Origin of the sequence: Bradyrhizobium sp. BLXBL-03, assembly GCF_051853015.1 — a bacterium.
Taxonomy (GTDB): Bacteria; Pseudomonadota; Alphaproteobacteria; order Rhizobiales; family Xanthobacteraceae; genus Bradyrhizobium; species Bradyrhizobium manausense.
On the sequence record NZ_CP182470.1, the window covers coordinates 8,307,169 to 8,332,876 of the forward strand.

At 60.1% G+C, this 25,708-nt stretch carries 20 protein-coding genes and 1 pseudogene; 13 read left to right on the top strand and 8 right to left on the bottom strand.

Annotation, left to right across the window (positions count from 1 at the left end; translation table 11 throughout):
- The first annotated feature begins 424 nt into the window (after positions 1–424).
- The 4 genes from ACNJX9_RS39065 to ACNJX9_RS39080 all read left to right on the top strand — a co-directional run bounded on the left by ACNJX9_RS39065 (position 425) and on the right by ACNJX9_RS39080 (position 2,438).
- On the top strand, positions 425–622 hold the full coding sequence (locus tag ACNJX9_RS39065; protein WP_439407364.1) for a hypothetical protein: 198 nt from the start codon (positions 425–427) through the stop codon (positions 620–622).
- The gene (locus tag ACNJX9_RS39070) at positions 546–755 is read left to right on the top strand and encodes a hypothetical protein (RefSeq protein WP_439410212.1); all 210 of its coding nucleotides are present in this window, start codon (positions 546–548) and stop codon (positions 753–755) included. Before ACNJX9_RS39065 ends, ACNJX9_RS39070 begins: the two co-directional genes overlap by 77 nt.
- A gap of 167 nt (positions 756–922) precedes the next feature.
- Positions 923–1,090 carry a ketopantoate reductase C-terminal domain-containing protein gene (locus ACNJX9_RS39075; RefSeq protein WP_439407365.1) on the top strand — a complete coding sequence of 56 codons (168 nt, stop codon included), beginning with the start codon at positions 923–925 and terminating at the stop codon, positions 1,088–1,090.
- A gap of 55 nt (positions 1,091–1,145) precedes the next feature.
- A complete protein-coding gene (locus ACNJX9_RS39080) occupies positions 1,146–2,438 on the top strand; it encodes a cytochrome P450 (RefSeq protein ID WP_439407366.1) in 1,293 nt (430 codons plus the stop codon).
- Here ACNJX9_RS39080 and ACNJX9_RS39085 read toward each other — a convergent pair.
- Both ACNJX9_RS39085 and ACNJX9_RS39090 read right to left on the bottom strand, forming a co-directional pair.
- A complete protein-coding gene (locus ACNJX9_RS39085; RefSeq protein ID WP_439410213.1) occupies positions 2,404–5,556 on the bottom strand; it encodes an ATP-binding protein in 3,153 nt (1,050 codons plus the stop codon). The two genes, ACNJX9_RS39080 and ACNJX9_RS39085, sit on opposite strands and share 35 nt — an antisense overlap.
- A 96-nt stretch (positions 5,557–5,652) precedes the next feature.
- Positions 5,653–5,778 (bottom strand): annotated as a pseudogene (locus ACNJX9_RS39090) (zinc-ribbon domain-containing protein); the annotation flags it as partial.
- Positions 5,779–6,112: 334 nt separating this feature from the next.
- Here ACNJX9_RS39090 and ACNJX9_RS39095 point away from each other — a divergent pair.
- Both ACNJX9_RS39095 and ACNJX9_RS39100 read left to right on the top strand, forming a co-directional pair.
- Positions 6,113–6,562: a hypothetical protein gene (locus tag ACNJX9_RS39095; RefSeq protein WP_439407367.1), complete on the top strand. Its 450-nt coding sequence runs from the start codon at positions 6,113–6,115 to the stop codon at positions 6,560–6,562.
- Positions 6,563–6,725: 163 nt separating this feature from the next.
- Positions 6,726–9,242, top strand: a complete 2,517-nt coding sequence (locus ACNJX9_RS39100) for a M14 family zinc carboxypeptidase (RefSeq protein WP_439407368.1) — start codon at positions 6,726–6,728, stop codon at positions 9,240–9,242.
- A gap of 276 nt (positions 9,243–9,518) precedes the next feature.
- Here the strand turns inward: ACNJX9_RS39100 and ACNJX9_RS39105 are convergent, their stop codons facing one another.
- The 5 genes from ACNJX9_RS39105 to ACNJX9_RS39125 all read right to left on the bottom strand — a co-directional run bounded on the left by ACNJX9_RS39105 (position 9,519) and on the right by ACNJX9_RS39125 (position 14,019).
- Positions 9,519–10,577 carry a two-component system sensor histidine kinase NtrB gene (locus tag ACNJX9_RS39105; RefSeq protein ID WP_439407369.1) on the bottom strand — a complete coding sequence of 353 codons (1,059 nt, stop codon included), beginning with the start codon at positions 10,575–10,577 and terminating at the stop codon, positions 9,519–9,521.
- 645 nt (positions 10,578–11,222) lie between these two features.
- Positions 11,223–11,528 (bottom strand): hypothetical protein, encoded by a 306-nt coding sequence (locus ACNJX9_RS39110; protein WP_439407370.1) that lies wholly within the window; start codon positions 11,526–11,528, stop codon positions 11,223–11,225.
- A 324-nt stretch (positions 11,529–11,852) separates the two neighbouring features.
- Entirely contained in the window at positions 11,853–12,311 is a 459-nt protein-coding gene (locus ACNJX9_RS39115; RefSeq protein WP_439407371.1) for a winged helix-turn-helix domain-containing protein, read from the bottom strand.
- A 637-nt stretch (positions 12,312–12,948) separates the two neighbouring features.
- The gene (locus tag ACNJX9_RS39120; RefSeq protein WP_439410214.1) at positions 12,949–13,584 is read right to left on the bottom strand and encodes a response regulator transcription factor; all 636 of its coding nucleotides are present in this window, start codon (positions 13,582–13,584) and stop codon (positions 12,949–12,951) included.
- Positions 13,585–13,824: 240 nt separating this feature from the next.
- Positions 13,825–14,019, bottom strand: a complete 195-nt coding sequence (locus ACNJX9_RS39125) for a hypothetical protein (RefSeq protein WP_439407372.1) — start codon at positions 14,017–14,019, stop codon at positions 13,825–13,827.
- A 599-nt stretch (positions 14,020–14,618) separates the two neighbouring features.
- Here ACNJX9_RS39125 and ACNJX9_RS39130 point away from each other — a divergent pair.
- A complete protein-coding gene (locus ACNJX9_RS39130; protein ID WP_259235090.1) occupies positions 14,619–15,008 on the top strand; it encodes a response regulator transcription factor in 390 nt (129 codons plus the stop codon).
- Here the strand turns inward: ACNJX9_RS39130 and ACNJX9_RS39135 are convergent.
- The gene (locus tag ACNJX9_RS39135) at positions 14,974–21,285 is read right to left on the bottom strand and encodes a PAS domain-containing protein (RefSeq protein ID WP_439407373.1); all 6,312 of its coding nucleotides are present in this window, start codon (positions 21,283–21,285) and stop codon (positions 14,974–14,976) included. The genes ACNJX9_RS39130 and ACNJX9_RS39135 overlap by 35 nt on opposite strands.
- 291 nt (positions 21,286–21,576) lie before the next feature.
- Between ACNJX9_RS39135 and ACNJX9_RS39140 the strand changes: the two genes are divergently transcribed.
- From ACNJX9_RS39140 to ACNJX9_RS39165, 6 genes are all read left to right on the top strand, one after another.
- A complete protein-coding gene (locus tag ACNJX9_RS39140) occupies positions 21,577–22,461 on the top strand; it encodes a LysR family transcriptional regulator (RefSeq protein WP_439407374.1) in 885 nt (294 codons plus the stop codon).
- A 123-nt stretch (positions 22,462–22,584) separates the two neighbouring features.
- Positions 22,585–22,866: a DUF427 domain-containing protein gene (locus ACNJX9_RS39145; RefSeq protein WP_439407375.1), complete on the top strand. Its 282-nt coding sequence runs from the start codon at positions 22,585–22,587 to the stop codon at positions 22,864–22,866.
- Between the two features lie 129 nt (positions 22,867–22,995).
- A complete protein-coding gene (locus tag ACNJX9_RS39150) occupies positions 22,996–23,520 on the top strand; it encodes a DUF1003 domain-containing protein (RefSeq protein ID WP_439407376.1) in 525 nt (174 codons plus the stop codon).
- Between the two features lie 139 nt (positions 23,521–23,659).
- A complete protein-coding gene (locus ACNJX9_RS39155) occupies positions 23,660–24,073 on the top strand; it encodes a cupin domain-containing protein (protein WP_439407377.1) in 414 nt (137 codons plus the stop codon).
- A gap of 114 nt (positions 24,074–24,187) precedes the next feature.
- A complete protein-coding gene (locus ACNJX9_RS39160) occupies positions 24,188–24,793 on the top strand; it encodes a sulfite oxidase-like oxidoreductase (RefSeq protein ID WP_439407378.1) in 606 nt (201 codons plus the stop codon).
- A complete protein-coding gene (locus tag ACNJX9_RS39165) occupies positions 24,786–25,532 on the top strand; it encodes a ferredoxin reductase (protein WP_439407379.1) in 747 nt (248 codons plus the stop codon). The genes ACNJX9_RS39160 and ACNJX9_RS39165 overlap by 8 nt, the downstream gene beginning before the upstream one ends.
- The last annotated feature ends 176 nt before the right edge of the window (positions 25,533–25,708 follow it).

Genomic DNA, 25,708 nt, shown 5'->3' on the forward strand with positions numbered 1-25,708 from the left:
CATTCGGAAACCCTGAGATTCAAGGACTAAGCTGTTTTTCGCGGGTTTTCGGCGGGGTGGAGGAAAGGGAGGGATTGCCGCTTCACACCAGCAAACTAAATAAAATCAAAAGCTTAACGGTCGCCCGATTTGGCCGTGTGTACCAGTGTTGTGCCCTGAGGTCGAGCCAAAAAGCGATCGCCTCGCCATCTACCATCATAACACGCTCACCCGGCGCTCCCTCGCATTGAGATTGCTCCGGCGGTAATTCATGCTGCATCTCTCTGAGAGCTGAAGCCCAACCCTGCGCAGTCGGTCTAGACACAAACCATGGACCAAAACTGATAGCAGCGTTCGAACAAAGTCAGGGGTAGCGCAGTAATCTAGCCCGCAAGCACTCGCCATGGTTTGATGACCTCATCGCAGACATCGGGGGGGGTATCTGGTGTTGGGCGCGGGCGCACTTGGAGGACATTTTGGCGGAATGCTGCTGCAAGCTGGCGCGGATGCCACTTTTTCTCGTGCGGCCGGGGCGTGCAGCCCAGTTGAATCGCGATGGGCTAGTTATCAAAATGCAGGATGGTGGCGAACTTCGCACCCCGATCAGAACCGCCCAGCAAGGTCAGCTCGATGGTGCCTATGATGTCGTCCTGCTCACCTGCACATCCTACGATCTCGATGATGCCCATGGGTGCCATTGCTCCGGCGAGAGGCGAACGGAGCGTGATCGTACCCGTGCTGAACGGGGTGCGTCATATCGACGTGCTGACGGCTAAAACGGTCCACTGGGCGACCTCACGACCATCAATGCCGCCTTGACGTCGAACGGAACGATCGAGCAGAGCCAGGAGCGGATCAATATAAATGTAATAGTGGAGCTTACGGCCGCCCTTCCAAACGCTGCGCGACCATTAGAGCCGCCGCCGGGTGGGATTCTCGTCGCATGGAAGCTGGCCGGCCCACCGAAGGCGAGCACACGATCGGCGATATGGTAGAACGTGCAGCGCGGGCTGGTGTAATTGCGCCGATTTTGAACGCCGTCGCTATGCTCGATCGTAGAACTCAAGAAGTGGCCTTCTGGCCTCAACAGTCTGTTGATGAGGCGAGATAGAGCTCCGCTTGAGGAGCAGATCAGGCGTGAGGCTGGGAGCCAGATGGGAGAGGTAGTGAAGATACCAGAAGTAAAAAAAGTACCCCATCGCCTTGGGCTTCTCATTGCCTCTCCTAAGGCATACGCGAGGCAAAAATCTCTTCTTGCGGGGCTTCAATGGCTTCGCGCGAACCAACCACTTGGTCGAGTCGAGACCAGGGACTTTGATCCGTTTTGGTTAGTGACTAGACACGCCGACGTTTCCTGGATCATTCGTCAGCATGATTTGTTTCATAATGGCGATCGCGCTCATTCCCTTGTGCCACGGTCCTCCGATGAGATGACTCGCGCACTGACCGGCGGGAGCCCGCATCCCATCCGCACCCTTGTCCACATGGATGAGCCGGATCATTTGAAATATCGCCGGATCACCCAATACTGGTTCACCCCGCAAAGAGTAGGTTTACTGGAGCATAGCATCCGCATCATCGCGCGCGCCAGCATCGATCGCATGGCCAAACTAGGTCCGGCCTGCGATTTCGTGCGCGATGTCGCAATTCACTATCCGTTGCGCGTCCTCATGCAAATCCTCGGCGTCCCCGAGCAGGACGCTCCAAGGATGCTCAAGCTGACCCAGGAGCTGTTCGCAAGCGAGGATATAGACCTCGGACATGGCGAAAGCGGGAGCGGCGATCCGGCCAGACATGCCAGGGAGCTGTTTCGTCTGCTCGGGGAATTTCAGGCGTACTTTGTTCCGCTCATGGAGCGACGCCGGGCTAGTCCCGCTCAAGACCTTGCAAGTGTCATCGCCAATGCGGAAGTCGATGGCAAACCCATCAACCATTTCGAGGCAGTCAGTTACTACGTGATCGTCGCGGCCGCCGGTCACGACACGACCTCTTCCTCGATCTCCGGCGGGCTCTGGGCATTGTGCGAAAACGAGGACGCGTTCAAGAAACTGAAGGCCGATGCTGGCTTGATCCCCAGGTTCGTCGAGGAGGCGATACGCTGGACCACGCCTGTGCACCACGTGATGCGAACGGCGACCGCTGATGTCGAACTGGGCGAGCAGACGATCGTGCGCGGTGACTGGTTGATGTTGTCCCTTCTGTCGGCCAATCGCGACGAGGAGGTTTTCGATCAGCCGAACCGCTTTCGACTGGATCGCGACGCCTCGGGCGGCGTGCTGTTCGGACAGGGCGTTCATACCTGTCTTGGCCAGCATCTCGCGCGGCTTGAGATACGGATCTTTTTTGAGGAATTACTGAGCCGGCTTGAATCGGTCGAGATTGCCGGAAGGCCGCGGCGCTCAGCCTCGATCTTCATCGGGGGGCCTAAGACACTGCCGCTCCGCTATAGGATGCGTTGAGATTGACCGCGTGTCCGGGCTGAATGGCCGCCTCGATCATTCCCATGCTGCGGCAGAGCTGGACAGCCGAATCGATCAGCCTCTCTGCTTCCGCGTGGCGTCCCTGCTCCATGAGCAATTGCCCAAGAGCCATTTGGCAACGTACGTATTCGGGCTTTAACTCGAGTTCACCGCTCAACTCACAGGCCTGCAGGTAGTTGCGCTCGGCCTCCTCCGGCACCGGAGCGGAGGGATTGCGGTGGACGTCTCCTAGCAGGCGGAGAGCCTCGACTTCGATCGCGCGGTATCTGTGCTTTCGCGCGAGCTCGAGGATGCTTCGGGCCTGGTCAAGCATCCCCTCGTAGCGATTGTCGAGCAGGTTGGCAAAGCCCAGATAGACGCTCGACCAGCCCTCGCCATAGGCGAACTTGGCGCCGCGATTGAACGCCAATGCATTTTCAAGCAGCGGTATTCCCTGCTCGGCGCGGCCGGCCAGCGCATAGGCATGACCCAACGAGGTCGAGATGATCGGCAGTAGATAGTTGATCTGGCTGGCGCGACAGATGTTGAACCCGTGTTCCAGGTTTTGCAGGGCCGCGGGAATATCTCCCTTGTGCTCCGAGACGAAACCCGCCCACCAATAGGCAATCGCAATGTCCGCCGGACGCCGCACTTCGTCGGCGATCTCGCAGGCTGTTCGTGCCGTCTCGATGGCGGCGGCAAAATTGCCCAAACGGGCTTGGGAAGCTCCCAGCATGCCGAGCCACAGCACCGAGCTTGTCCCGGCCGTGCCGAACCGCTGGTGCCGCAGCGGCCCATGGATCCACGCCATATTGTCCTCGAGCACGGCGACCGCTTCCCGGAAGTCACCGCGCCACATGTAGGCCTGTCCCAGATAGAAGGTCGCACCGACTTCGAGACCGATGTTGCCGATCGTACGGGCAATGTTGCGCGCCCGCGCGCCTCGTTCAATGGTCGCATCAAGTTCGCCGCGCCCATTGTGTACGAATGCACGGGCAACGTCGATGGTCGCCAACCGCTGCTGGTCCTGAATGGAGCCGGCCATCGTCTCGGCCTCAGCGAGATAGCGCTCGAGCGCATCAAAGTCGGCGATGGCTACAAAGGCCGGGCGCAATTTTAGTCGAACGTCGATCCCCTGTCGCAGGCGTTCGTGATCCTGAGGCAGGTGGGCGAGCGCCTGCAAAGCCGATTCGAAGAAGGCAACCGCGGCCTGATAGGCAGAAAACTCGACTGCCTTGTCGCCGGCCTGGCACAGGTAGATCCTGGCCTCGTCCCAGAGTGCCGCGTTGAAGGCGTGGTGGGCGAGGCTTTCAACCACGTCAAGGGCGCTTTCGCGATATTGCGATTCCATGGCGCGCAGCACGCGCGCATGCAGCTTCTGCCGCTTCGGCAAGGTCAACGATCCGTAGGCAATTTCGTGGATCATCGCGTGCCTGAACTTTATTTGGGCATAAATCGGATTGGGCGTCTCGTAGACGAACTGCGCCGCCTTGAGCTCTGCCAGGCACCCCTGAAACTCGGTCTCGGAGAGATCCGCCACTTCACGGAACAACATGATCGGAATGTTTAATCCGATGACGGACGCAATCTGCAGCAGCGTCTTGCGGTTTGGGCTCAGGCTGTCGATGCGCGCGGCGATCACCGATTGCACTGTCTCCGGAATCCGGATTTCCGGGATCTGCCGGGTCAGCTCATAACCGCCGATGCGCAGGCGCAGCGCGCCGCTTTCCACAAGTGTTCTGACGGTTTCCTCGATGAAGAGAGGCGTTCCGTCGGTGCGCTCCACGATGAGGGCGCGCAGGTCGGCATTGGCGTCACCGACCAGGCCCTGAACCAGATCATTCGCGGCCTGGGCTTCGAGTCGATCGAGATTGATGGCGGTGAGAAAGGACTTGCCGTCCCACTTGTGTTCATATTCCGGCCGGCACGTCAGCAGCACGAAGGGGCTGGCCTCTCCGATGAGTTCGACCAGCCCATCAATCACCGCTCTCGTCTCGAGGTCGGTCCACTGGATGTCCTCGAACCAAAGCAGCAGTGGCTGGCTTTCGGCGCAGCGAAGGAAAAGGTCCTTCAGGGTCGCGCGCATGCGTTGCCGACGCTCCGCTGCCTCGAGTGCAGGCCAGTCCGCATCCTCGACAGGAAGATCCAGCAGCCATTCTAACGCCGGAACATAGATCGAGGAGCCCCCCGGCAATGTGGCGAGAGCCTCCTGCAGCCGACTCCTCGCTTCGGCAGGAGGAGCCTGCTCGGAGATCCCGCACCATGATCGCAGCACGTTGGAAATGGCCAGATAGGGTGTGCCGCGTTCGTAGGCAGCCGCGGCCGTCTTAAGCACCAGCCAACCTGACAATTGGGAGGACTGGAGGAATTCGTGGACGAGTCGGGATTTTCCCGTACCCGGCTCGCCCTTGACGATAACAAGCTGGCCGGAGCCGGCAGCAGCCGATTCAAGCGCTCGCTGCAACCGCGCGAGTTCGTTTTGCCGGTTGACAAACGGCGTCAGTCCCCGCGCCGCGGTTACTTCCCATCGGGTGCGGGCTGCGGTGTGACCAGTGATTTGAAACAGGTTGATCGACTGACGCATCCCTTTCACGGCTGCCTGTCCGAGCGGCCGAGCGTCGACGAAACCCATTGCCATCCGAATTACCTCGGCCGTGCAGTAGATTGCACCGGGCGGCGCCATCTGCTCCATGCGCGCTGCAAGATGCACGGTCGGACCGACGGCGTCGTAGTCGACTGAAAGATCGTTATGGATGGCGCGAACGAGCACGTCGCCGGCGTGCAGGCCGACCCGGACTGAAATGTCGGTCGCGCAGGCCGCGCGAACATCTTTTTGTATGTCCAGAGCAGCGTAGGCTGCACGCACCGCATTGTCCTCGTGCGCAAGCGGCGCTCCGAACAAAGCCATAATGCCGTCGCCCTGCACCCGGTTGATGGTACCTTCGTAGCGGCGAACGGCATTGATCATCGCATTGAGCGCTGGACGCAGCCGCAATTCCGCTTCCTCTGGATCGAGATCTTCGATCAGATCCGTCGATCCCTTGATGTCTGCGAACAGGACCGTGATCTGCTTGCGCTCGCCTTCGAGCAGCGCGCGCGTGTCTACGGTACGTTGCATCAGGTGATGCGAAAGCCGAATAGGCGCCGACAAGTTATCCCAGATGTGGTCGGCGCGATTTGCCCGGCTGCGCTCGGAGCGCGCACCGCAATTGCCGCAAAACCGACTCGAAACAGGGACGGGTGCGCCGCAACTGCGGCATACCTCGACAAGAGCCGCTCCGCAATTCGAACATTGCTGGCTCTCTTCACGGTTGGGGGTGCCGCATGCCTCGCAATTCATGAGAACAACAACCGGTACCGCACTGATGATAATGGGCCAAAATACATCGCAACCCACGGTCCCAGCAAGCCAGATGTGCAACGCAGCACAGCCCCTGAAGACACATTTAGGCAGACGGCAAAGAGCCCCGCCGAAACTTGGTAGATGATGTGGGTGCTTGTCTCGCGCGTGAGATCGGGCCGGTGCCGCGTTTGAATCCCTGGCAAAACTACGAGAATCGGGGCTGGACGCGTCGGGAGTACTTCAGATTGCACTCCACATTTGACGCAACGGCAATACCATGTAGGTTAGCAACGTAAAAGGTGAACCTTTCCGCCAGCGGAGGAGGACGGTTATGGGAGACGACATACTTCTAGTACGTCCAGGCAAAGTGGATATCAACGGTCAGTTCACGGCCGGGGCCAAAATAAGAAGAACGAGAAGGCTCTATGACCGAATAAAGGACGCAAGTGGGAAGTATAACTTTGGGGAGTTGACGGCATTTTTTTATGGCTACGACGAAGACCAGGACGCAGCTTGGCAAGACGACATCAGAAATAACTACCCGCCGAACGTCATTGATAAAATAAGGGACCACGTTGTTACGGTCTTGTTGAAGGTGGATCCTAAGGATATCCACACCCCAATATCTCTGAATTTTGTTTGGGACCCGAATGCCGGACCGAATGGCGGAGCGGACGCAGTATTGACCCAAGTTGGCAATGCCCACACGATTACAATTTATGGACTGATGGAGCCTGCCAGTACGTCCTTCGTCGACAGGCAAAAGGCGAAATCGGACTAGCCGCGCATTTCGAAGGACCAGAGCGCGATTGGCGGCAGACCCGTTCCTTGGCTTTGAACCCGAGGGACCGCCCTTAAGGTTGTCGCACATTGCGATGTTAAAATCGGCGAGGTTGCACCCCTGCGTGAGGTAGCTGCAGCATTGACCTTGGGGAGGCGAGTGCATGTCGCAGTCTTCAAAGTTCTTTCGATGCGCATTACCCACAGATGATGCTGCGGCGGATGTTGTCCGCCACCTTCAGGAACAAGGCTTGCTGTGCGCGGATCATGCGCTGCGTTGTAAGGACAATATCGTCACTGTCTTGTCTGAAGCCGAGATTGCATTGCTTAAAGATGCGGGCGTGGCTGTGGACATTCGAGCGCCACTCGACTGCCCGCCCGTAAATCCCGGATATCTCGATGCACCTCGCATTGACGCGGCTTTCGCGGCGCTAAACGCGGCTTTTCCGGCTATCACCGAGCTGACCGATCTTCCCGAGCTTACGACTGGGTATGACGGAACACAGCCAAGTCTTAATGGCCCGGCGACAGTCAAACTGTTTCGCATCACTACGAATCCGTCCAACTTCTCCAAGCCGGCGCTTCTAATCATCGCGGGACTGCATGCGCGCGAATGGGCGCCGCCACTCGCTGCCATAGAGTTCGCATCGCAGCTTCTCAATCAATACGCGCCCGGCTCCGACGATCCGGAGATCATAGCGATTAACGAGATCGTCGACGGCCTTGATATCCTTTTCGTCGGCGCCGCAAATCCTGACGGCATCAACTACTCGCACCATGACGACTGTACGTGGCGAAAGAACCGTCGTCCCAATGCGCAGCTTCCTTCCTGCCCTGGCGCTGACGTGAACCGCAATTTCAGCATTTATTGGGGACAGAGCGGCTCGTCGGGCGATCCTTGCTCCTACTACTATCACGGCCCTTCCCCGTTCTCGGAGCCTGAAGCCCGCAACATCCGCTATATCGTGGAGACGTTCCCCAACATCCTCTCAGCGATCGACTGCCATTCTGCCGGCGAGCATATCTACCGGCCCCAGCCGACCGGCGGAATATTTGTCCACAGGGAGCCGGTCTCCCCCGACGACGATGCCATCTACGTAGCCCTTGAAACCGCGATGAACGCGTCAATCGCGGCTGTTACGCCGGGAAAGACGTACGGGACCGGTTCGACGAGCAATCATGCCGGCACCTTCGACGAGTACGCGTTCTTCGGCCATCGCATATTCGGTTTTGAGCTTGAGATTGGCCGGGCTTTCCAGCCACCGATCGCCGACGCCCGGCTGTCCGTGCAAGAAGCGGCTGCCGCGATGCGCTCGCTCGCCCACGAGACGCTCGCTCTTGCCGCCCGCTTCGTTTCGCCGGCGACAGTCGTACATGTCATCGATAAGTCCAGCAGCATGATCGCGTCAGGCTATGTCGACGCTACCCGCAGCAACGTGCGGCGAATAGTCGATTTGATGAGCCTGAACGATTCAACCGGCATCGTCAGTTTTAACGAGGCTGCCGCGGTCGAGCTGCCGTTGACGATCATCGCATCTCCCGGTGATTACACGGCGGCACGATCGGCGGTGTCCGCCATCGCGTTCGGCGGCGCGACCTCCATCGGTGCCGGAATCCAGTGCGCCCTTGGCGTACTGGCGGCAGACACCGCGCGACGCTCACTTTTGCTCATTTCTGATGGATACGAGAATGCGCCACCCACGGTCGCCAGCATCCTGCCCCTGTTTCCCGCAGACGTGCCGATCCACACCATCGCGCTGGGATCTTCCAGCAACCAGGCGCTCCTGCAGCACATCGCTGCGACCACCGGCGGCACCTACTTCTTCAGTCCCGACGAGCTGGGGCTGTTCCAGATCTACAACGTCGCACACGGTGTGACAGCGGATGCCGACATGGCGATGGAGGAAACCATACCCGGCTTTGATATCGATGATGGCTCTTCCGGATTTCGCCGTGAGATACTCGTGGACGACGATGCCGACTTCCTGGACGTCTCAATCGCGGCGCGCGAGAGCGGCGTCGCGCTCGAGGCAACGTTGCGATCGATCTCGTCGCCCCATGCCGATCTCAGCCGCATAGCACGCAAGAGGGGTTCAGGCTACCTCTTGTGCCACCTAAAGCGTCCCCCGGCGGGCATCTACGAATTACGGGTGACGATGCAGTCTCGTATCGCCGTCACGTGCTCGGTCGCCGCCTATGTGCGATCGCCGCTGCGCCTGCACCTCGCTCGCTTCGACAAGCCCCTTGCTGCCGGAAGCCCGCTCGATCTGTCGGTCGCGGTCCTCGAATGCGGCAACGCCCTGCCGCGGCTCTCGCTGTCCGCCACCGTCGCGTCACCGCTGGCATCGGTGCGGCTGCTAGCTAAGCAGTGGAACGATAACATCGGGCAGAGCGACCTCAAGAAGGCGGACCGGCTGCCGCGAGAGGTCGAGCAGGCGCAAGTCGTGGGCGAGCACTTCCTCCGCGCGACGGGACAGGATCCGTTTAGCTACCGTATGGGCCGCGTTCATCTCGTTCATCCCGGTCAGACGAGTTACAAGGACGCAGCTACCGTGATCCGCGCCCCTACCACAAAGACCATCGACGGCACCTACACCATCCGCGTCGACGTCACGGGACGCACGAGCCGGGGCACTCCGTTTGCGCGGGTCGGCTATCGCAGCGTTTTTGTCGGCCACTAGCGAGCGCGCATGTCGCGCCCACGCCGGAGCGCTTGTAGTTCACGAGGGATTCTCGCGGGAGGCCTGACCGCGAAGAAGAAATTACAGAGTCTACGAGGCCCGCCCAGCCTCAACTAAGTCACAATGTTATTCGTGGAGCGGATTGCTTGCTCGGCTCAGCATGAATGCACCCAACGGCGGCCGTTGGCCGACATCGCGCTGGTCCGAACCTAGCGCAGCCTTTGATCCGCGAAGCATTCCAGTCGTATCGCGCGCTGAGCCAGGTGCTCGGGCCGGCTACGAAGTCGGCGCAGCCGTCGCTCGGTTGACGATGTGGTATACGCCGCCGTCGGCTGACGGCATGTACGCGATCTCGGCGCCGACGATACTGCCGGGGACCCCAGCTGCGCGCACGCGCGGGAGGAAGAGGTGCACCAGCGTGCCGACACCCCGCTCGCTCTCAATACAGACGGCGCCGCCTCGTTCTTCCGCGAACCGCTTGACCTGAAGGAGCCCGAGGCCGGTGCCGCTGCCCGCGGCCTTTGTCGTGAAGTACGGGGTGAATGCCTTCGAGAGAACGTCGTCGGGCATACCCTCCCCGTCGTCGGCGACGACGATCTCGATGAAACCCCGGGCCGCGCCAGCGGAAGGTTCGACGTTCCGCGCCGCGACGGTGATCGCACCGCCCCTTGGCATGGCGTCAGCCGAGTTTCGGCAGAGGTTCAGCAGCGCGAAGTACAGCTCCTCCGAGTCAGCGTCGAAGTCCCACAAATCAGGGGCGATATCGGTGCGGACCGTGATGTCGGGACGCAACGCCTGGTCCAGTGTGCTCGCAAGCGCTGAGAGGCGGCTGCCTGCGACGACCCCCCCGATCGACTCGGGGCATGGTCGCGTAGCGTCGAGGAGCTGACGGGTGAGCAACGCTCCACGCGTGACCGCGCGCTGCATCCTGCTGATGATCGCCTTTTGGTATGCGGTATCGCTCCGGCACTCAAGCAGGTCCAGGCCGCTGCCGATCACAGCGAGAAGGTTGTTGATATCGTGGACCACGAACTGCGCCGCGTCCCCGATCGCCCTCGCCGGCCTGCGGGAGGAGAACACGCCGAGCGTGCCGGACCGTGGGGCGGTCCGGCACAGGACCCCGGAGATCTGGCCGTCGCACCCGACGACCGGAATCTCCACGCATCTGGCGATGAGGCCGCTACCATCATCGCAGACACTCCGCACCCTCGCGCTGAATGCGCACTGCACTCCATGCGCGACGCCGGCGCTGTCTGCGAGGACGACGACATCCTCCAGCGTTGAGTTGTCGACCACGCCGGGGAAGGAAACGTCTGGTGTCTCTTTGATTTGCATGTGGGACCTCCGGGCTTGCCGTCGTAAAAAGGAGCACTGACTTCGGCACGTGTACGAGGGCGCGCGACGACAGCTCGAACATTGAGCCTGCAACGATCTAGAGGAAAATCACCTCTCGCCATGAAGTCGATAGCCGACCGTTATTAGGATGCCTGAGAAACGCTTGGCACGCTGCCGCGAGTCTCCATCCCTCTTGCGCTCAACGACTGGGCTTCCAAGACTTGTCAATTCGAGTCCTCCATACCCACCTGATCCGGCACCGTCGCAACGGCTCTGAGAAGGGGGGGCCAGTCCCCGGGAGGGAAGGACCGGCCGCGGGCGCACGGCGAAGGGGAAGCTCCGCGCGCCCAGGACTTGGGAAGCGGTCGCCTCAGTGAGCCAAATTGGTAAGCGACGAGCAATGTCGGTGCGAGTGAAACAATCCAAATCTCAGCAAATCGTGCCGAATGCGCGCGGCGGCAGATCGACCTCATTCGCTACTGGGTCGTAGAGCAATGGAAACAATCCTGGGTCATGTTCAACCTCACGGCCGGAAAATGGGAGCGGTAACGCTATGACGATCTGAAACCACATCCAGCTGGTTATGAGCGGGAATATGATCATCTGCGGACCTCGTGAATTATCATTGTCAGAGAACAGTGATGGTCAGCTGCCGCATTTCGTGGCGAATACGTCTTTGAAAGCGTTAATCACAGACTCGACCGCAGTTAACATCCGCGCGCCGTCGACCCGACCGGCAGCGATTTGCCGCAGCACCGCGGACTCATAAGAGGAGGCGGCGTAGGCGCGACAAGCCTTCTCGTTATCGGCCGCTTTATCGAGCTTGCTTTGTACACTCGCCGAGACCGCGCGAGCGACGAACACATCCTTGTTTGGCGTGGGCGTCGCAAGGCCAGGAATTGTTGATGCATTGATCAGAGCAGAAGCGACGAGAACAGTGACTCTCCTCATGGGCGGACTCCAGAACGCGAGTTGTGCGAGGAGGGTTACATTTTTTTCGGTCTATCTTTCTATTGCACGTGGGCTGTTCATGATACGGCTGTAGTTGCGCGCTAGATAAGCCTTGGCTTAGGAACCAGCAAATGACGGTTTTCGATGCAGGCGGAGAGTCCGCCGCCCTCATCTCTGAAAGCCGGCGAACAACGCGAAACTTGCAGCCGGCCGAATACGGTCCAGGAGCTGACCGAATATTCGCTATAGTGAACGGCTGCTCTGCTATTTGTCACGACCAGGGTCATACCTAACCGAATTCTCCCATACTTCCGCCAGTTGCGCTCAATTCTCGTGGGTCCACATAGCGACTGAGGCGACGAAACAGTAGCCTCGTCCGGGGATGTTGACGATGAAGCGATTCCCACCCTGGCCGTCTCGCAATGTGCGACGCAGCGCTGACATATGAACCGTGAGGTTGGCCGGCTCGACGAACACATTCGGCCACACGCGAGCCATCAGATCCTGCTTGCTGACCAACTCTCCGGGGCGTTCGAGCAAAGCAATCAGAATTTGCAATGCGCGACTTCCGAGAGGCACGGGCTTGTGGCCTTCCAGCAAAAGGAACTGCGATCGAAGAAGACGAAACGGCCCGAACGACACTTCTGTTGGCCTTGCGCCCGCTGGTTCGGTTCGTTTCTCGAAGAGTGGCCTGACCGCAGCCCGACGTTGAAGGGCGCGTCCGACCTCAAGCTCCGGTTCGAGATGAAATTGCTCCAGGCGTCCGAATGCACTCGATCGCATAATGACCTCGCTTGCCTTGCCAGGGCTGATCCCCACAAAGGTGGTGACCTGTAATCTGATTGATTTGGAGTACGACGAGCTATTCGACGCGCGTGGCACCAACGACAGATTTGGTTGCGTTGCCTAAACCAAGATTTACAAGCCGTGGACGGCGTCGATCGGGCGGCAGATTGCGAGTGCTATGGCCGGTTCAAGTCGGTGGAATACCGCAGATTGTAATTAGTTCGCGAAAACAGGGCTTGGTGCACATCACAATACTCACCCAACAGGAGAACTTCAGGCCACCGCACATCTGCGCGGCACTCCGCAATCGATAAACCGGCGTACAATTGCAGTATCCAAAATCGGTAGCCGAACCTCCCTTGGAACAATCGCGCAATACTGACGTACGATAGAGTCGGCGGCCCCTGTGTGGTAACGATTCAATCGATGCTGACGCCGGTGCATAGCAGCCGCTCTTAGTTTGCTCTGGTGCTCGGAGAGGAGAATCGCAGCGGAACCGGACCCGCGAGCCGGCAGTTGCAAGAAACGGTCGGCGGCGTAACGCCCGCCGGCCTTTTTCTCCTGGAATGCTTGGATATTGCGCGGCTGTTAGCTCAGCCTGGCGCGCGAATAGTAGATCCCGCAAAACCGCATCTTAAGAGCGTTGCGGTGTGACAGGCACCAGATTGAGCTTGTCAGCCATCCGGCCGAGTTCTGGAAGCGAGCCGGCCTGCATCTTCTGCATCGCCCTGCTGCGATGGACCTTCACCGTGGCTTCGGCGATGCCGATATCGTGGGCAATCTGTTTGCTCAGACGGCCGCGCGCCACCTGAATTACGATCTCGCGCTCCCGGGGGCTAAGGGAGGCGAAACGCTGCCTAAGGGAAACCAAGTCCTTGTCATTCTCCCGCCGCGCGCGATCCCGGGCCAAGCCAAGCTGAATGGCATCGAGAAGATCCTGGTCGCGGTACGGCTTGGTCAGGAACTCGATCGCACCCCGCTTCATTGCCTGCACGGACATCGGTATGTCGCCGTGGCCCGTGACGAAGATGATCGGGATCTCCCTGTTTGCCGCAGCTAACTCGCGCTGGAAATCGAGGCCGCTTTGGCCAGGCAATCTGATATCGAGCACCAGGCAGGTGGGGCAATCCGGTGGATCGGATTTGAGGAAGTCAGAAATGGAGGCAAATAGCTGAACGTCAATTCCGAGCGATCGCAGCAGGCGTCCGACCGACGCACGGAGATCCGGATCGTCGTCGATGACCAACACTGTGGAGGTTGCGTCAGACATCGCTGCCACTCGGAAGAGACCACGAAAATCAGCCTGCATCTTGGTTTGCAGGTCCGGCAGATCGCGCATTTCTAGTCCCAATCCTGAAACCTGAACAGCCCCTTTTTTTGAAGGATGCGCGCCGGGCACATCAAAGCTTACCCGCGCTGACACGGCTCGACTTTCGGCTGAAGTCCATGTCTGACGGGCCCGATAGCTGCTGAGGAAAGCTGCCCATCAGCTCATGAGTGCCACTCGTAGTCAGCGCTCGTCGGATTGAACCAATGCCTTTGCTGCATCGTCGAGCGAAGCCTTCTCGGCTCGCCGCTCGTAGTCGTCGGCAAGAGCCTTAAGCTGAGCCGCAATCAGTTGGTCAGTCATGGTTCCGGCAGTGCGAAGCAAAGTCTGCGCCGTCTTCAAATATTCCTTGCCTCGTTGTGAGATCTGAAGCGTCATGACGCCCTCGCGCGGTTTTCGGGCGACCGGCCGCAAGCGATTTGGAACCAGCCTATCCAATTGTGGTCACTTTGGCGGCGCGCCTTGAAGCGATCGACGCACTTCCTCGAGCAAAGCGGCGTTCGCCACGAATAATGTCGGACGAGACCAAACTTGCCCTCACAGACTGCGCATCGCATGGCCTTGTCGGACCCGTGACTTTCCGAGCGGTAAGTCATTGTTTGCTCCTTTTGGCCTCTGTGCATTTCGGACGCACCAAGACTAAGAGGATTGTCACCAACGGCTCAATTGAGCGCAGGTTGAGCGCGGGGCATGCAAAGGGGGCGGGACGATGATACGAAGGTTTACGGCGGTCGGGCGAGTTCTAGAGTTCGCCCGCTGCGATCCCGCGACTGCTTTCGTCCGGCGGAAGCCTCTATCACAAGCCATCCCGGATTGGCTTCGCAATCATCGTCCAGATAAACCAAAGTTTACGGGGCACAGGCGGCGCACTGGTGGCATGCTCTCAGAGCGAGAGAGCAATTTCGACGCGGAGCCTCACTATTATTCGATAGTTGTCCGCCCGAAGACGCGTCCAGCGAACGGCCATGGACGGTACGATGAAAAAGGTACTGGTTTCGGTCGTCGAAGATGATCGGTTCCTTCGTGAGTCCATGTGCAGGCTCTTGAGATCGCTGGGCTATACGGTCGACATTTTCTCGTCTGCAGCGGATTTTCTCGCCTCCCCGCGGCTTGCCGAAACAGCTTGCCTAATCGCCGACATCCATATGCCTGCCATGACCGGGCTCGAACTCTACCGGCATCTTATTGCCACGGGCAACGCGATACCGACAATCCTCGTGACGGCCTTTCCCAATGATGCCGACCGGGCTCGCGCCCTGAACGATGGGGTCTTGTGCTATCTGCGTAAGCCGGTCGATGAGGACCATCTCACACGATGTGTTTGCGCGGCTCTCAGGTCGGCGAGCTCGTCTGATGAGGGGTCGTGAGCTCCCGTTCCGCTCCCGGCAAGGTGAACTGAAACACGGCGCCGCGGGGTTCGTTCGCCTCCGCCCATAGCCTGCCGCCATGAGCGCGGATGATTGACCGGCAGATCGAGAGCCCCATGCCCGTTCCCCTGGGCTTCGTGGTGTAGAAGGCGTCAAAGACCCGGTCGAGATGCTCCGGAACAATGCCTGGCCCAGAATCGCGCACGGCCACGACGACGCCTGCCTGGCCTTCCTCTGTGCTGATCAATAGCTCTTTCGCTCCCTCCTCCATTGAACCCATTGCTTCAGCCGCATTTAGAATCAGATTCAGCAAGACCTGTTGCAGCTGAACGCGATCCCCCAAAACTGCCGCTAGTCCCTCCGCAAGCCGGGTCTGAACCGAAACGCCATTCCTCAGGGTCACGCTTCGAGCCAATCCGATCACTTCCTTGATTGCCACGTTGAGATCAAAACACTCCTTTCGCGGCGGCGCTTTCTTGATTTGCTCTCGGATGCGATCGATGATTTCTCCGGCCCGATCAGCATCTCCGACGGCACAGGAAAGTGCTTCCCTGACCTCGTCCAGGTCCGGCGGCTGCATCTTCAGGAAATTCTGGGCCGCCCGGGCGTTGTTGCGTGCGCTGGCGATCGGTTGCGCGATTTCGTGCGACAGCGAGGCTGCCAATTCGCCCATCATGCTCACGCGGTTCATGTGAGCAAAATCTGATTGCATCTGCTCTAACCGCGCCAGAGCTTGCGTGCGATCTTCGATGTCGGTCAGCAGACAGTACCAACGGGTGATCCGCCCTGACTCATCGCGAATTGGGGCCCCGCGATTTTCAAACCACCGATATTCGCCGTCAAAGCGTCTCAGGCGTAATTCGTGATGGAAGGGAGTACCGGCGGCGATTGACGTCTCGTAAGCTTCACGGACACGGGGAAGGTCTTCAGGATGTACTGCATCGCCTGTCCCCCAGTTCTTCAGCTCTTCGACAGTCCGGCCGAAATACTCGGTGAGTGGGCTGTTGACGGATTCGAGTTCACCGCTCGGAGCCATGATCGCAACGAGTCCGGCTATCCCGTCCATGGCTGCTCGAAACTTCGCTTCACTATCCCGCAAGGCTTGCTCGGTGCGCTTGCGTTGCGTCACATCGACCGTACAGGTCACCGCCTCCAAAAACGCGCCCTCGGAAGAAAACAGCTGACGGCTGGTTAGCTCAACGTATTTGATTGTTCCATCAGGAAGTAAGATTCTGAACTCGAAGGTTGCGAAGTCTGTTTTCTGGCGCACTACTTCTTGAATTTTTTCGCTCACTCGGTCTCGATCTTCCGGGTGGATGCGTCGAAACATATCGTCACGGCTTGGAATGCCCTGCTGCGGATCAAACCCCCAGATTCTGTAGCTCTCGTCGGACCAATAAATATACCGGTTCGTTGTCGCATTATAGACCCGGGTTCCGCTACGGCTTAGACTCTCTGATTGGCTTAGCCAGGCTTCGGTGCGGCGCAGCCTGTCCTCGGCACGTTTGCGTTCGGTCAAATCAAGCACGAAAGCGAGGCCTTTATCACCTCCTTCCTTGAACATCGCGGCGCCAATAAGCACAGGAACGCGGCTGCCATCCTTGCGAATATACTCTTTCTCAAAGGGCTGAACTATCCCGGTTGAGCTCAGTCCTGTCTGGGTCAATATGTCCCGCTCGCGCCATTCGGGCGGGGACAGCTCGGTCCAGCGCACGCGGCCTGAGACCAAGTCCTCCCGGTCATATCCTACGATCCGTAGAAACGCGTCATTGGCTTCAAGAATTCGACCTTCGAGGTCGGCAATGATGATCCCAATGATGTTAGCGTCAACCAAACGCCGAATCTTACCTTCGCGATCTGCGACGTCGCGATAAAGCCGCGAATTCTCGAGCGAGATCGCCGCCTGCGACGCAAGCACCGTCAACAAAGCGACGCGGTCGCGCGTAAAGACTCTGGGTGTCAGATTGTTCTCCAGGTAGAGAATTCCTGTAATCTTTCCCTGTTTGATTAACGGCAAACAGAGAACAGAGCGGAGATAACTCTTAATGATGTAGGGATCGGCAGAGAATGGATTGTGAGATGACGCATCGTCGAGAATAACGCTTTCCCGGGTGCGTAGGACATAGTGGAGCACCGACTCCGGCAGTACTGTCGCAGTCACATCCGCGTCGCGCACATGTACCGCCACCAAGTCGCCATCGCTCGAGGCTTCGGCGACGATCCGCTGCTCAGCCCCGCGTGAAACAATCAACAAGCCTCGCTCGGCGCCGGCCTGTTCAAGCGCCGTGCGCATAAGCGTTTCGAGCAGCTTCTCCAGCACGATCTCGCCCGATATGGCCTGCGACACCTTGATCACTGTTGCTAGGTCGAGTTGCTCGACAGACGCTGCGATTGTGCTTGTCGGAGCAGGTGTGGGCTCTTCCATTCTGAGGTACGGATACATCGCATCGAGTTGGCGCACCTTGCCGTCCGCGCCCCAGCGCAGGTAGCAGTCCCGGGCGTTTCGCAGGTATAGGTTCGCAATTTGCTCGAAGCCGCACGCGGTGTAAAAGCGCGCCGCCAACTCGTTGGCGAGCGCCTCGTTGTGGACAAAGCCGTTTGCCTGTGCCGAACGGATGGCTTGTTCATAAAGGCTCATGGCATCGAACGCGCGGCCATCAATCCGGGCGATCTCCGCACCAACCAATGCAGCGCGGTTCTCGAAGTTTTCCGCACAGTGTTTTGCCCATACTTCGAGTTGTTTGTGGTGGGCCAGAAGAGCTTCAAAATGTTGCTGTCTCTCCTTGGGAGGGGCGCGATGACATGACGCCGCATGAGCAAGCGCATCATAGAAGCTAAACTCCGCCGTTTCGAACATTGACGGTGATGTCCACAGCAGCCGTTGCGCCCTCCCTGAGGCCTCGAGGGCGCCCGCGTTGTCGCCGGCGAAGAAGCGCGCCTGCATCTTGCGGATCCAGTACCAGCCTTCGGCCAGCGCCAACCCTGGGTTATTTGCCAAACCGTGCTCGAAGAGATGCTCATCGAAGCCCTCTTCGTCAAATGAGCCAAATGTCGGCGTCAAGCCGCGAAGAGTCCGAATCAATCCGAGTTGGATTCGGATGCGGTCAATGGCGAGACGGAAGCGCATCTTCAGCGCAAACTTGAGACCACGCTCGGCCTCGCGTTGCACCTCATCGAGTGGATCGCCCGCCGCGAGAAGGTTAGTGTTCAGGTGGGCGTAGCAGGACGCCTCAAAATTGAGATCACCACTTCGGTTTGCGGTTTCCAACGCGCGACGCACCAGATCGCGGCCACCCCGGATATGTCTCGTCCAAGGAATCACCATGCTCCCAAAGTTGAGAAAAATCCCGGTCTGGAAGCGCTTCAGCTCTCGCTTTTCGACCAAATCATAGCCGAGCTGCCCAAATCGAAATCCGGCCTGGTAGTCGCCGAAGCGTGGCCCAGCGACGACGCCAAGCGCTATATAGGCTAGGCTCGATGCGTCACAGTTGCCACTCTCGAGGCTAAGGTTGATTGCCCGGCAGCTGACTAGGGAAAGCAGATTCGCATCCGTATGCAAGGCAGGCACCGCGAGCTTGATCAGAACATCAAGGTTTGCCAGGGATGCCGGGTCGCTTAGCAAAGGCAGCTCGACAAGCGCCTCGATCGGCCGGTCTCCGAGGGTTGACCAGATCCGCTCGTATTCGCGGCGCGCTTCCTCCGCCGTCGGATGCGGCGACCACTCTATGCCGAGATGCCGGAGGAAATCGAGACCGACGGCGACCGCGCGGGGGCTCTGATTGAGGGTCACGTACAGATCCACGCGCAGACACGCGACGGTCGCTTGCTCGACCGGATTTGTGGCGCGAGCCGAAAGCGCTTCCAAGCGCCGCTCCGCTTCCGCCAGCGCACCGGTGAGGAACTCGCATTCGGCCCGATTCAGTTCAAGCGCGAAGGGGAGCTCGCGCCGGCGCACCCAGCAATCCTCCGCCAACAATGCGGTACCGGCGGTTAGATAGCTCAGCGCCGAGACGTACGCAGTTGAGGCTTTAGCACGCTCGCCCGCGAGCAGATTGAGCGCGGCGAGCTGCTCGCGCTCCTGCATCGACGTCATTAAGCTCGCCCCGCGATTGAGCTGATTGACGATATCGAAGATCGCCTTCTCCGCTTTTTCGGGAGGCGTATGCGCCGCGAGCAGTCTGCCTATTCGAAGGTGCGCCTCGCCGCGCAGTTGCTCCGGAATCAGCTCGTAGGCGGCCTCCCGAACGCGATCGTGGACGAACCGGTAACCGCCTGCCACATGTTCGATCAACTCCTGATGACGGGCCGGCCACAGAGCCGTATCGAGCTGCCCCTCAGAAATCCCGAGGACCATCGAAAGTGCTGCGCCTTCGGCAAGGTTTCCAAGACAAGCCAACCGCTGCAATGCATTCTGCGTCTCGGTCGGCAGGCGGGTGAGCTTCCCGACTACAAGATCAACGACGTTATCGGTGTACCCCTTGGCTTGAATGCGGTCGATATCCCAGGACCAGCGCGCGCCATCATGATCGAATGTGAGTAATCCTTCCTCGACGAGCGAAGACAGGAACTGAATGGAAAAAAACGCATTGCCCCCGGTCTTCACGTGCACCAGCTTCGCAAGCGGCGCAGCGCGCTCCAACTCGCAGCGAAGAGCGTCTGCGATCAACTGCCCAAGGTGATCTTGGGCGAGCGACGACAGCTTGATCTCCGAGATCTTTCCGCCGCAGGCCTTGATGGCTTCGAGCTTACTCATTAGCGGATGCGCCGCAGCGACTTCGTTGTCGCGATAGGCACCGATCAGCATGAGGTGCTCCACATCTGGCCGCAACAGGTCCTCCAGTAGATCAAGCGTCGCCGCGTCGAGCCACTGCAGGTCGTCGAGGAAGAGCGCCAGTGGATGGTTCGGTCGGGCAAATGTGCCAATGAAGCGGCGAAATACGAGTTGAAAGCGGCTTTGTGCCTGCTGTGGCGGCAACTCAGGAACCGGTGGCTGGTCTCCGATGATTAGCCTGAGTTCGGGTATGAGGTCGATCATGAGCCGCCCGTTCGATCCCAGCGCCTCTAGAAGCGCGTGGCGCCAGCTAGCCAACTCGGTGTCGCTCTTGCTGAGGAGAGGCCGGACGAGACTTTGAAAAGCCTGCACCAGTGTCGCGTAAGGGATATCGCGCTTGTACTGGTCGAACTTGCCGGACGCGAACAGGCCGCGCGACGGCACCAGCACTTTGTGTAGTTCGTCGACGACTGAGGACTTGCCGATGCCGGAATATCCTGAGATCAGCACCAACTCTGGCACACCGGTCTTGATGATGCGATCGAAGCAAGAAAGCAACGTCGCGATCTCACGATCCCTTCCGTACAGCCTTTCGGGCATCAGCAGCTGGCTCGGCATGTCCTGCAGGCCGAGCGGGAAGGCATCGATGTGGCGGCGCGCTTCCCATTCCGCCAGGCAGCGTCGCAGATCGCGCTCGACACCGCCAGCGGTCTGGTAACGATCCTCAGGTGTCTTGGCGAGCAGTTTCATGATGATCGCCGAGATGGGCGCCGGGACACTCTCTAACCGCTCCCTTGGCGGCACCGGCTTTCTCGCAATATGGCAGTGCACCCACTCCATGGGATCGGCCGCCGTTAAGGGCAGAACGCCCGTGAGCATCTGGTACAGCGTGACGCCGAGCGCGTAGAGATCGCTGCGGGCATCGATCGAACGGTTCATCCGCCCGGTTTGTTCGGGTGCCATGTAGGCAAGCGTACCGGCGATGGTCTCGGGCGGCTCGGGCGCCTGCCGCTCGCGGGACAGGCGCGATGCGATGCCAAATCCGGTGAGCCGCACGCGTCCATCAGCGCAGTGCACCACAATGTTAGCTGGCTTGATGTCTTTGTGGATGAGGCCGCGTTGGTGAAGCTTGCCTAGAGCTGTTGCAGCGCCGATCGCGAGGGCCAAGAAGCATTCCACATCCAGGGGCGAGTCGAGCAGCCTAGCAAGCGGCTCGCCGCCGGGATCCTCGAGCACCAGTAGCATGGTTCGGCCGCTGCCGCGCTCCACCTTGAGCGGTCGCACAGCCCAGGCTGCGTCCAGTTCATCCTTCAAGCTCAATTCGTGAGCGAGGCGATCGAGTCTTGAGCGGGACGGATGGTCGACGGCACGGGCATCAAGCAGCACGGCGAGCCGATTGCCATTGTCGTCCAGTCGCCAGCCACGGCTCAACACGCGCTCGCCTTCCTCCCACAACACCTCAGAGCTACCGTCCGAGCACGGGACGTTCAGCGACTGCTGCACCATCTGTCAGTCTCTCGGGCTTCGGCATGAAGTCGGCTGATCGAGCTCTTCGTGCGCCATACGCGCGGTCTCTTTTCAGCCTGGGGAAAATCGTACTCCCTCGCCTTAGAAATGCCAGCCGTCCCTTAGTCTGCTGGATACGGCGGACGCAGATCCTCGTATTTTTAGCAGCAATTTGGAGCGATTTGCCGGGCTTTACTCGCTACAACGGCGCTAGCGGGTCAATAAGCGGCCCTGCCCGCTGGTTCCAAGGGAACTCGGAGCGCAACTGCGACCCTTACGGAAGATCTACCCATGGAGCTTCATCAAGTTCGCTACTTCCTCGCCGTCGCGTCCACACTCAATTTCACCCGCGCAGCCGAGCAATGCAATGTCACGCAACCCGCCCTGACCAAAGGGGTACAGAGACTCGAGCAGAGGCTCGGCGGCCAGTTGATCTACCGCGAGCGCGAGCTGACGCAGCTCACGGACCTTGGGAAGGAAGTCCTTCCGATGCTGGAGCGCACATTGGCCTCGGCAGAGGCGGTGCGTCGCAGAGCCCAGGAGTTCCAACGCAAGGAGGTCGCGCCACTGAAGATCGGCCTCGCTCCCTCAATCTCGGCGTCGCTCGTCCTCGATCCGATCGCGGAGATCGCAAAGATCGTCCCTGGACTTCAGGTTGAGCTGCGTGAGGGCGCAGCGGAGAAGCTCGTCGACCTTTTGCTTGAGGGTGAGATCAACGCCGCCATGGTCGGGGACGTGCAGGACATACCAGCCCGCATCGACTACTGGTCGCTGTTCGAGGAGCGCTACGTCGCGGTTCTCGCGCCGACACACCGGCTCGCAAACCGTCCCTCGATCGGCATCGACGACCTCCGCGAGACCGTCTTACTGGAACGCGCCGGATGCGACGTCGCCCCCAAGATCCAACGGTCGTATTTCCCCGATGAACCGCCCCGCCTCGGGTACCGCAGCGGTCACGACTTGCACCTACAGCACATGGCCGCGGCTGGCTTCGGCGTGATACTCGCGCCCGAGCACATGCCGCGCCTTCCGACGCTCAAGACCATTCCGCTCGAAGGCGACCCGGTTTCGCGGGAGGTGCGGCTGCTGGCTGTGCAGGGGCGCCGCTACTCGCCCGCGCTGGACGCTTTCGTCAAGGTCGCGCGGCTTCGTGACTGGTCGGTCGATGTCCCCTAGCGGGCATGGTCCGGCGAAGCGTTAGCGCTATGCAATCCATTCCCGATCGTTATTTCGCAGAGGCCGCGGCGTGCGATAGCGTCGGAGTCATCGCAACAACGTAGCGGGACGAGGAAACAAGGAATGACGACGGCTACTTGGAACGGCGCGACGATCGCGGAGTCAGATAAGACGGTCGTCGTCGAGGGAAACCACTACTTCCCGCCCGGGAGCGTCCGCAAGGAATTCCTGCAAGCGACTTCGAAGACGAGCCGCTGCCCGTGGAAGGGTACAGCGAGGTACTACTCGTTGGTAGTGGACGGAAAGACCAACGAGAACGCCGCGTGGTACTACCCGGAGCCGTCGACGGCGGCCGCGAACATTAAGGACTACGTGGCTTTCTGGAACGGCGTTGCCGTCAGGTAGCACCAGCGAAAGGGCGACACATGAGCTACGTGGTGGTTACGCGCTGGGTCGAAGACGGGCACAAAGACGAAATCGACCGCGCAATCGAGCGGAACGGGTGCTGGCAGGATGGAGGGAAACCCCGGCGGCATGGAGCCGGCTGAGCACGACCTGCTCGCCGACTTGAGAGAAGCGCGCCGTTCCCTTCGGCTTCAGGCCATAGACGAGCCCGCGACAGCGGCACGCCCGACGCTGGGGCAAAGGATAGCGGACACGGTCGCCGCCGTCATGGGCTCGTGGACCTTCATCATCATCCAGAGCGGGATCCTATTTGCCTGGATAACCGCCAACCTGGTCGGCGCGATGGAGGGCTGGGACCCCTACCCGTTCATTCTTCTCAATCTCGCGCTTTCGTTCCAGGCCGCCTACGCGGCGCCGGTCATCATGATGAGTCAGAACCGGCAGCAGGACATCGATCGCAAGGCTGCGGAGAACGACTACCGGATCAATGTGAAAGCGGAGCTCGAGATAGAGTTGCTGCACGAGAAGATCGACCAACTGCGTGAGCGCGAAGTCCTAAAGTTAACGGAGGCCGTCAGGATGCTAGCGGAGTTGCTGGAGCAGTCGGCGTTGAGTGCACGCGAGCCCGATGCGGAAGGCGGACGGCCGTCATAACGCGCGGCTATCGACTTCATGGCGTGACGTCATTTCCCATTCACCGCACGGAATACCATCCTTCACGGTACGTTGCGAGCGGTGACCTTTCGCCGCCACTGCGAAGTCGAACAAGGGTCCAACAATCAGGAGTCTACAAATGTCAGTCCAGCAGCCGGTTCTCACGCCGCCACACGGCGGCGAGACAGTGACCTCGAGCGGAGGCTCGAGCATCGAGATGAAAGTAGAGAGCAGCCAGTCCGGAGGCGAATATGGCGCTGTCATGTGGACGGTGCGGGCCGGAGAGGAGCCGCCGCTGCACACCCACTCGCGCGAGGACGAGCTGCTCTACGTGGTGCAGGGCAAGCTGATCGCGCGGGTGGGCGATACCCGTGTCGAGGTTGGCCCGGGCGCCTACGCGGCTCTTCCTCGCGGTGTGCCGCATACGATCGAGGTGGTCGGCGACCGGGCGACCCTGCTGCTCAGCTTCGTGCCGGGTGGGCTGGAGCGCTTCTTGGTCCCCCGGAAAGGCGAGCAGCCCGATCCGGCCGCTTTCGGCCTGACGTTCCCCTAGGGGCGGCAATCGCGGCGCGCGGCGTTCGTGACTGGGCGCGCGCGGGGTCCGGGCGCTGGCCGCTCGCGACCGCCAGATGATTGATGCCACGCGCTGGCACGGAGGAAATCCACCATGATCACTCGCGGTTTCACAGGCCGCCAATCCGGATCCGAACCATCGGACCGGATTCCACCGGGGCAGCACCTCGTCGACAATTTCCCGGTGCTTACGGCCGGCCCCACGCCGCAGATCGAGCCCGCGGACTGGACGTTCACGCTAGAGGTCGGCCCTCGTCCGGTCAAAGCGTGGAGCTGGTCGGAGTTCAACGCGCTCCCTCGAACCAGGATGACGCGAGACATCCACTGTGTGACCTCGTGGTCGAAGCTCAACACCGCCTGGGAGGGCGTGGCCGTCGACGACATCCTCGCCGATGCTGGCCTTACCACACCCACTCCGTTTGCGCTCGCACATTGCTACGACGGATACTCCACCAACGTGCCACTCGCGGACCTCACGACGGGGAAGGCTATGGTCGCGATCCGGTACGAAGGCCAGCCGCTGCCGCGCGACCACGGGGGACCGGCGCGCCTGCTCGTGCCGCATCTCTACTTCTGGAAGTCGGCGAAGTGGGTGAACGGGCTTCAGTTCACGGAGCGTGACGAGGCCGGCTTCTGGGAGTTGCGAGGGTACCACATGTACGGCGATCCGTGGCATGAGCAGCGATACACGAATGACTAAAGCGATTGCCGCAACCGCCCGATGGCAGAGCTGCGCGATTGTCGAGATTGCGACGAGGACGCCAGCTATCAAAAGCTTCTTTCTCCGCCTCTCCGAAACGTTCGAGTACACGGCAGGACAGCACGTTGACGTCCGGCTGACCGCGCCCAACGGCTACACCGCCATGCGCAGCTACTCGATCGCCTCGGCCCCGAGCGATTCCAAGGTGATAGAGCTGGCGATCGAGCGTCTGCCGGACGGCGAGGTCTCATCGTTCTTCCACGACGTCGCCCAGGTAGGCGACATGATCGAGCTTCGCGGGCCGCTTGGCGGACACTTTCTCTGGCCGGGGCCTTCCAACAAGCCAGTGCTCTTGATCGGCGCCGGCTCCGGCGTCGTGCCGCTCATGGCCATGATCCGATTTAGGAAGGTCAGCGGCGAACCGGTGCCTGTCGCGCTGTCGCTCTCCTCCAGGACCTGGGGTGATGTGCTGTTCAGGGACGAGCTCCTCGAGCTCGAGAGCTCGCTTCCCGATTTCGCGCTCGCCTTGGCGCTGACACGCGAGCCTGCGACGCGCCGTACCGACTTCAGCAGGCGGATCGACGCCAGGATGGTCGCGGACGTCGCGGCGAGGTTGCCTGAGTCCCCCGGCTGCGCCTTCGTGTGTGGGTCGAACGCCTTTGTCGACATCGCGGCGGACGCCGCCCTCGCCTTGGGACTGGAAGCGAGGGCGATCAAGACCGAACGCTACGGCGCTTGAGAGACGACTCCTCTCCCTTTGCGAGAGCATAGTTTTCGCAAAGGCCAGGTTATCCGCGCGGCCTATGGTCGCGCCGAATGCAAGACGACGCAACGGTGAACGAAACGGGTGCGTGGATGCTGTCCAAGACGATCGATGTCGACGACTTGAAGGTCTTCCGCCGCGAAGAGCGCCTA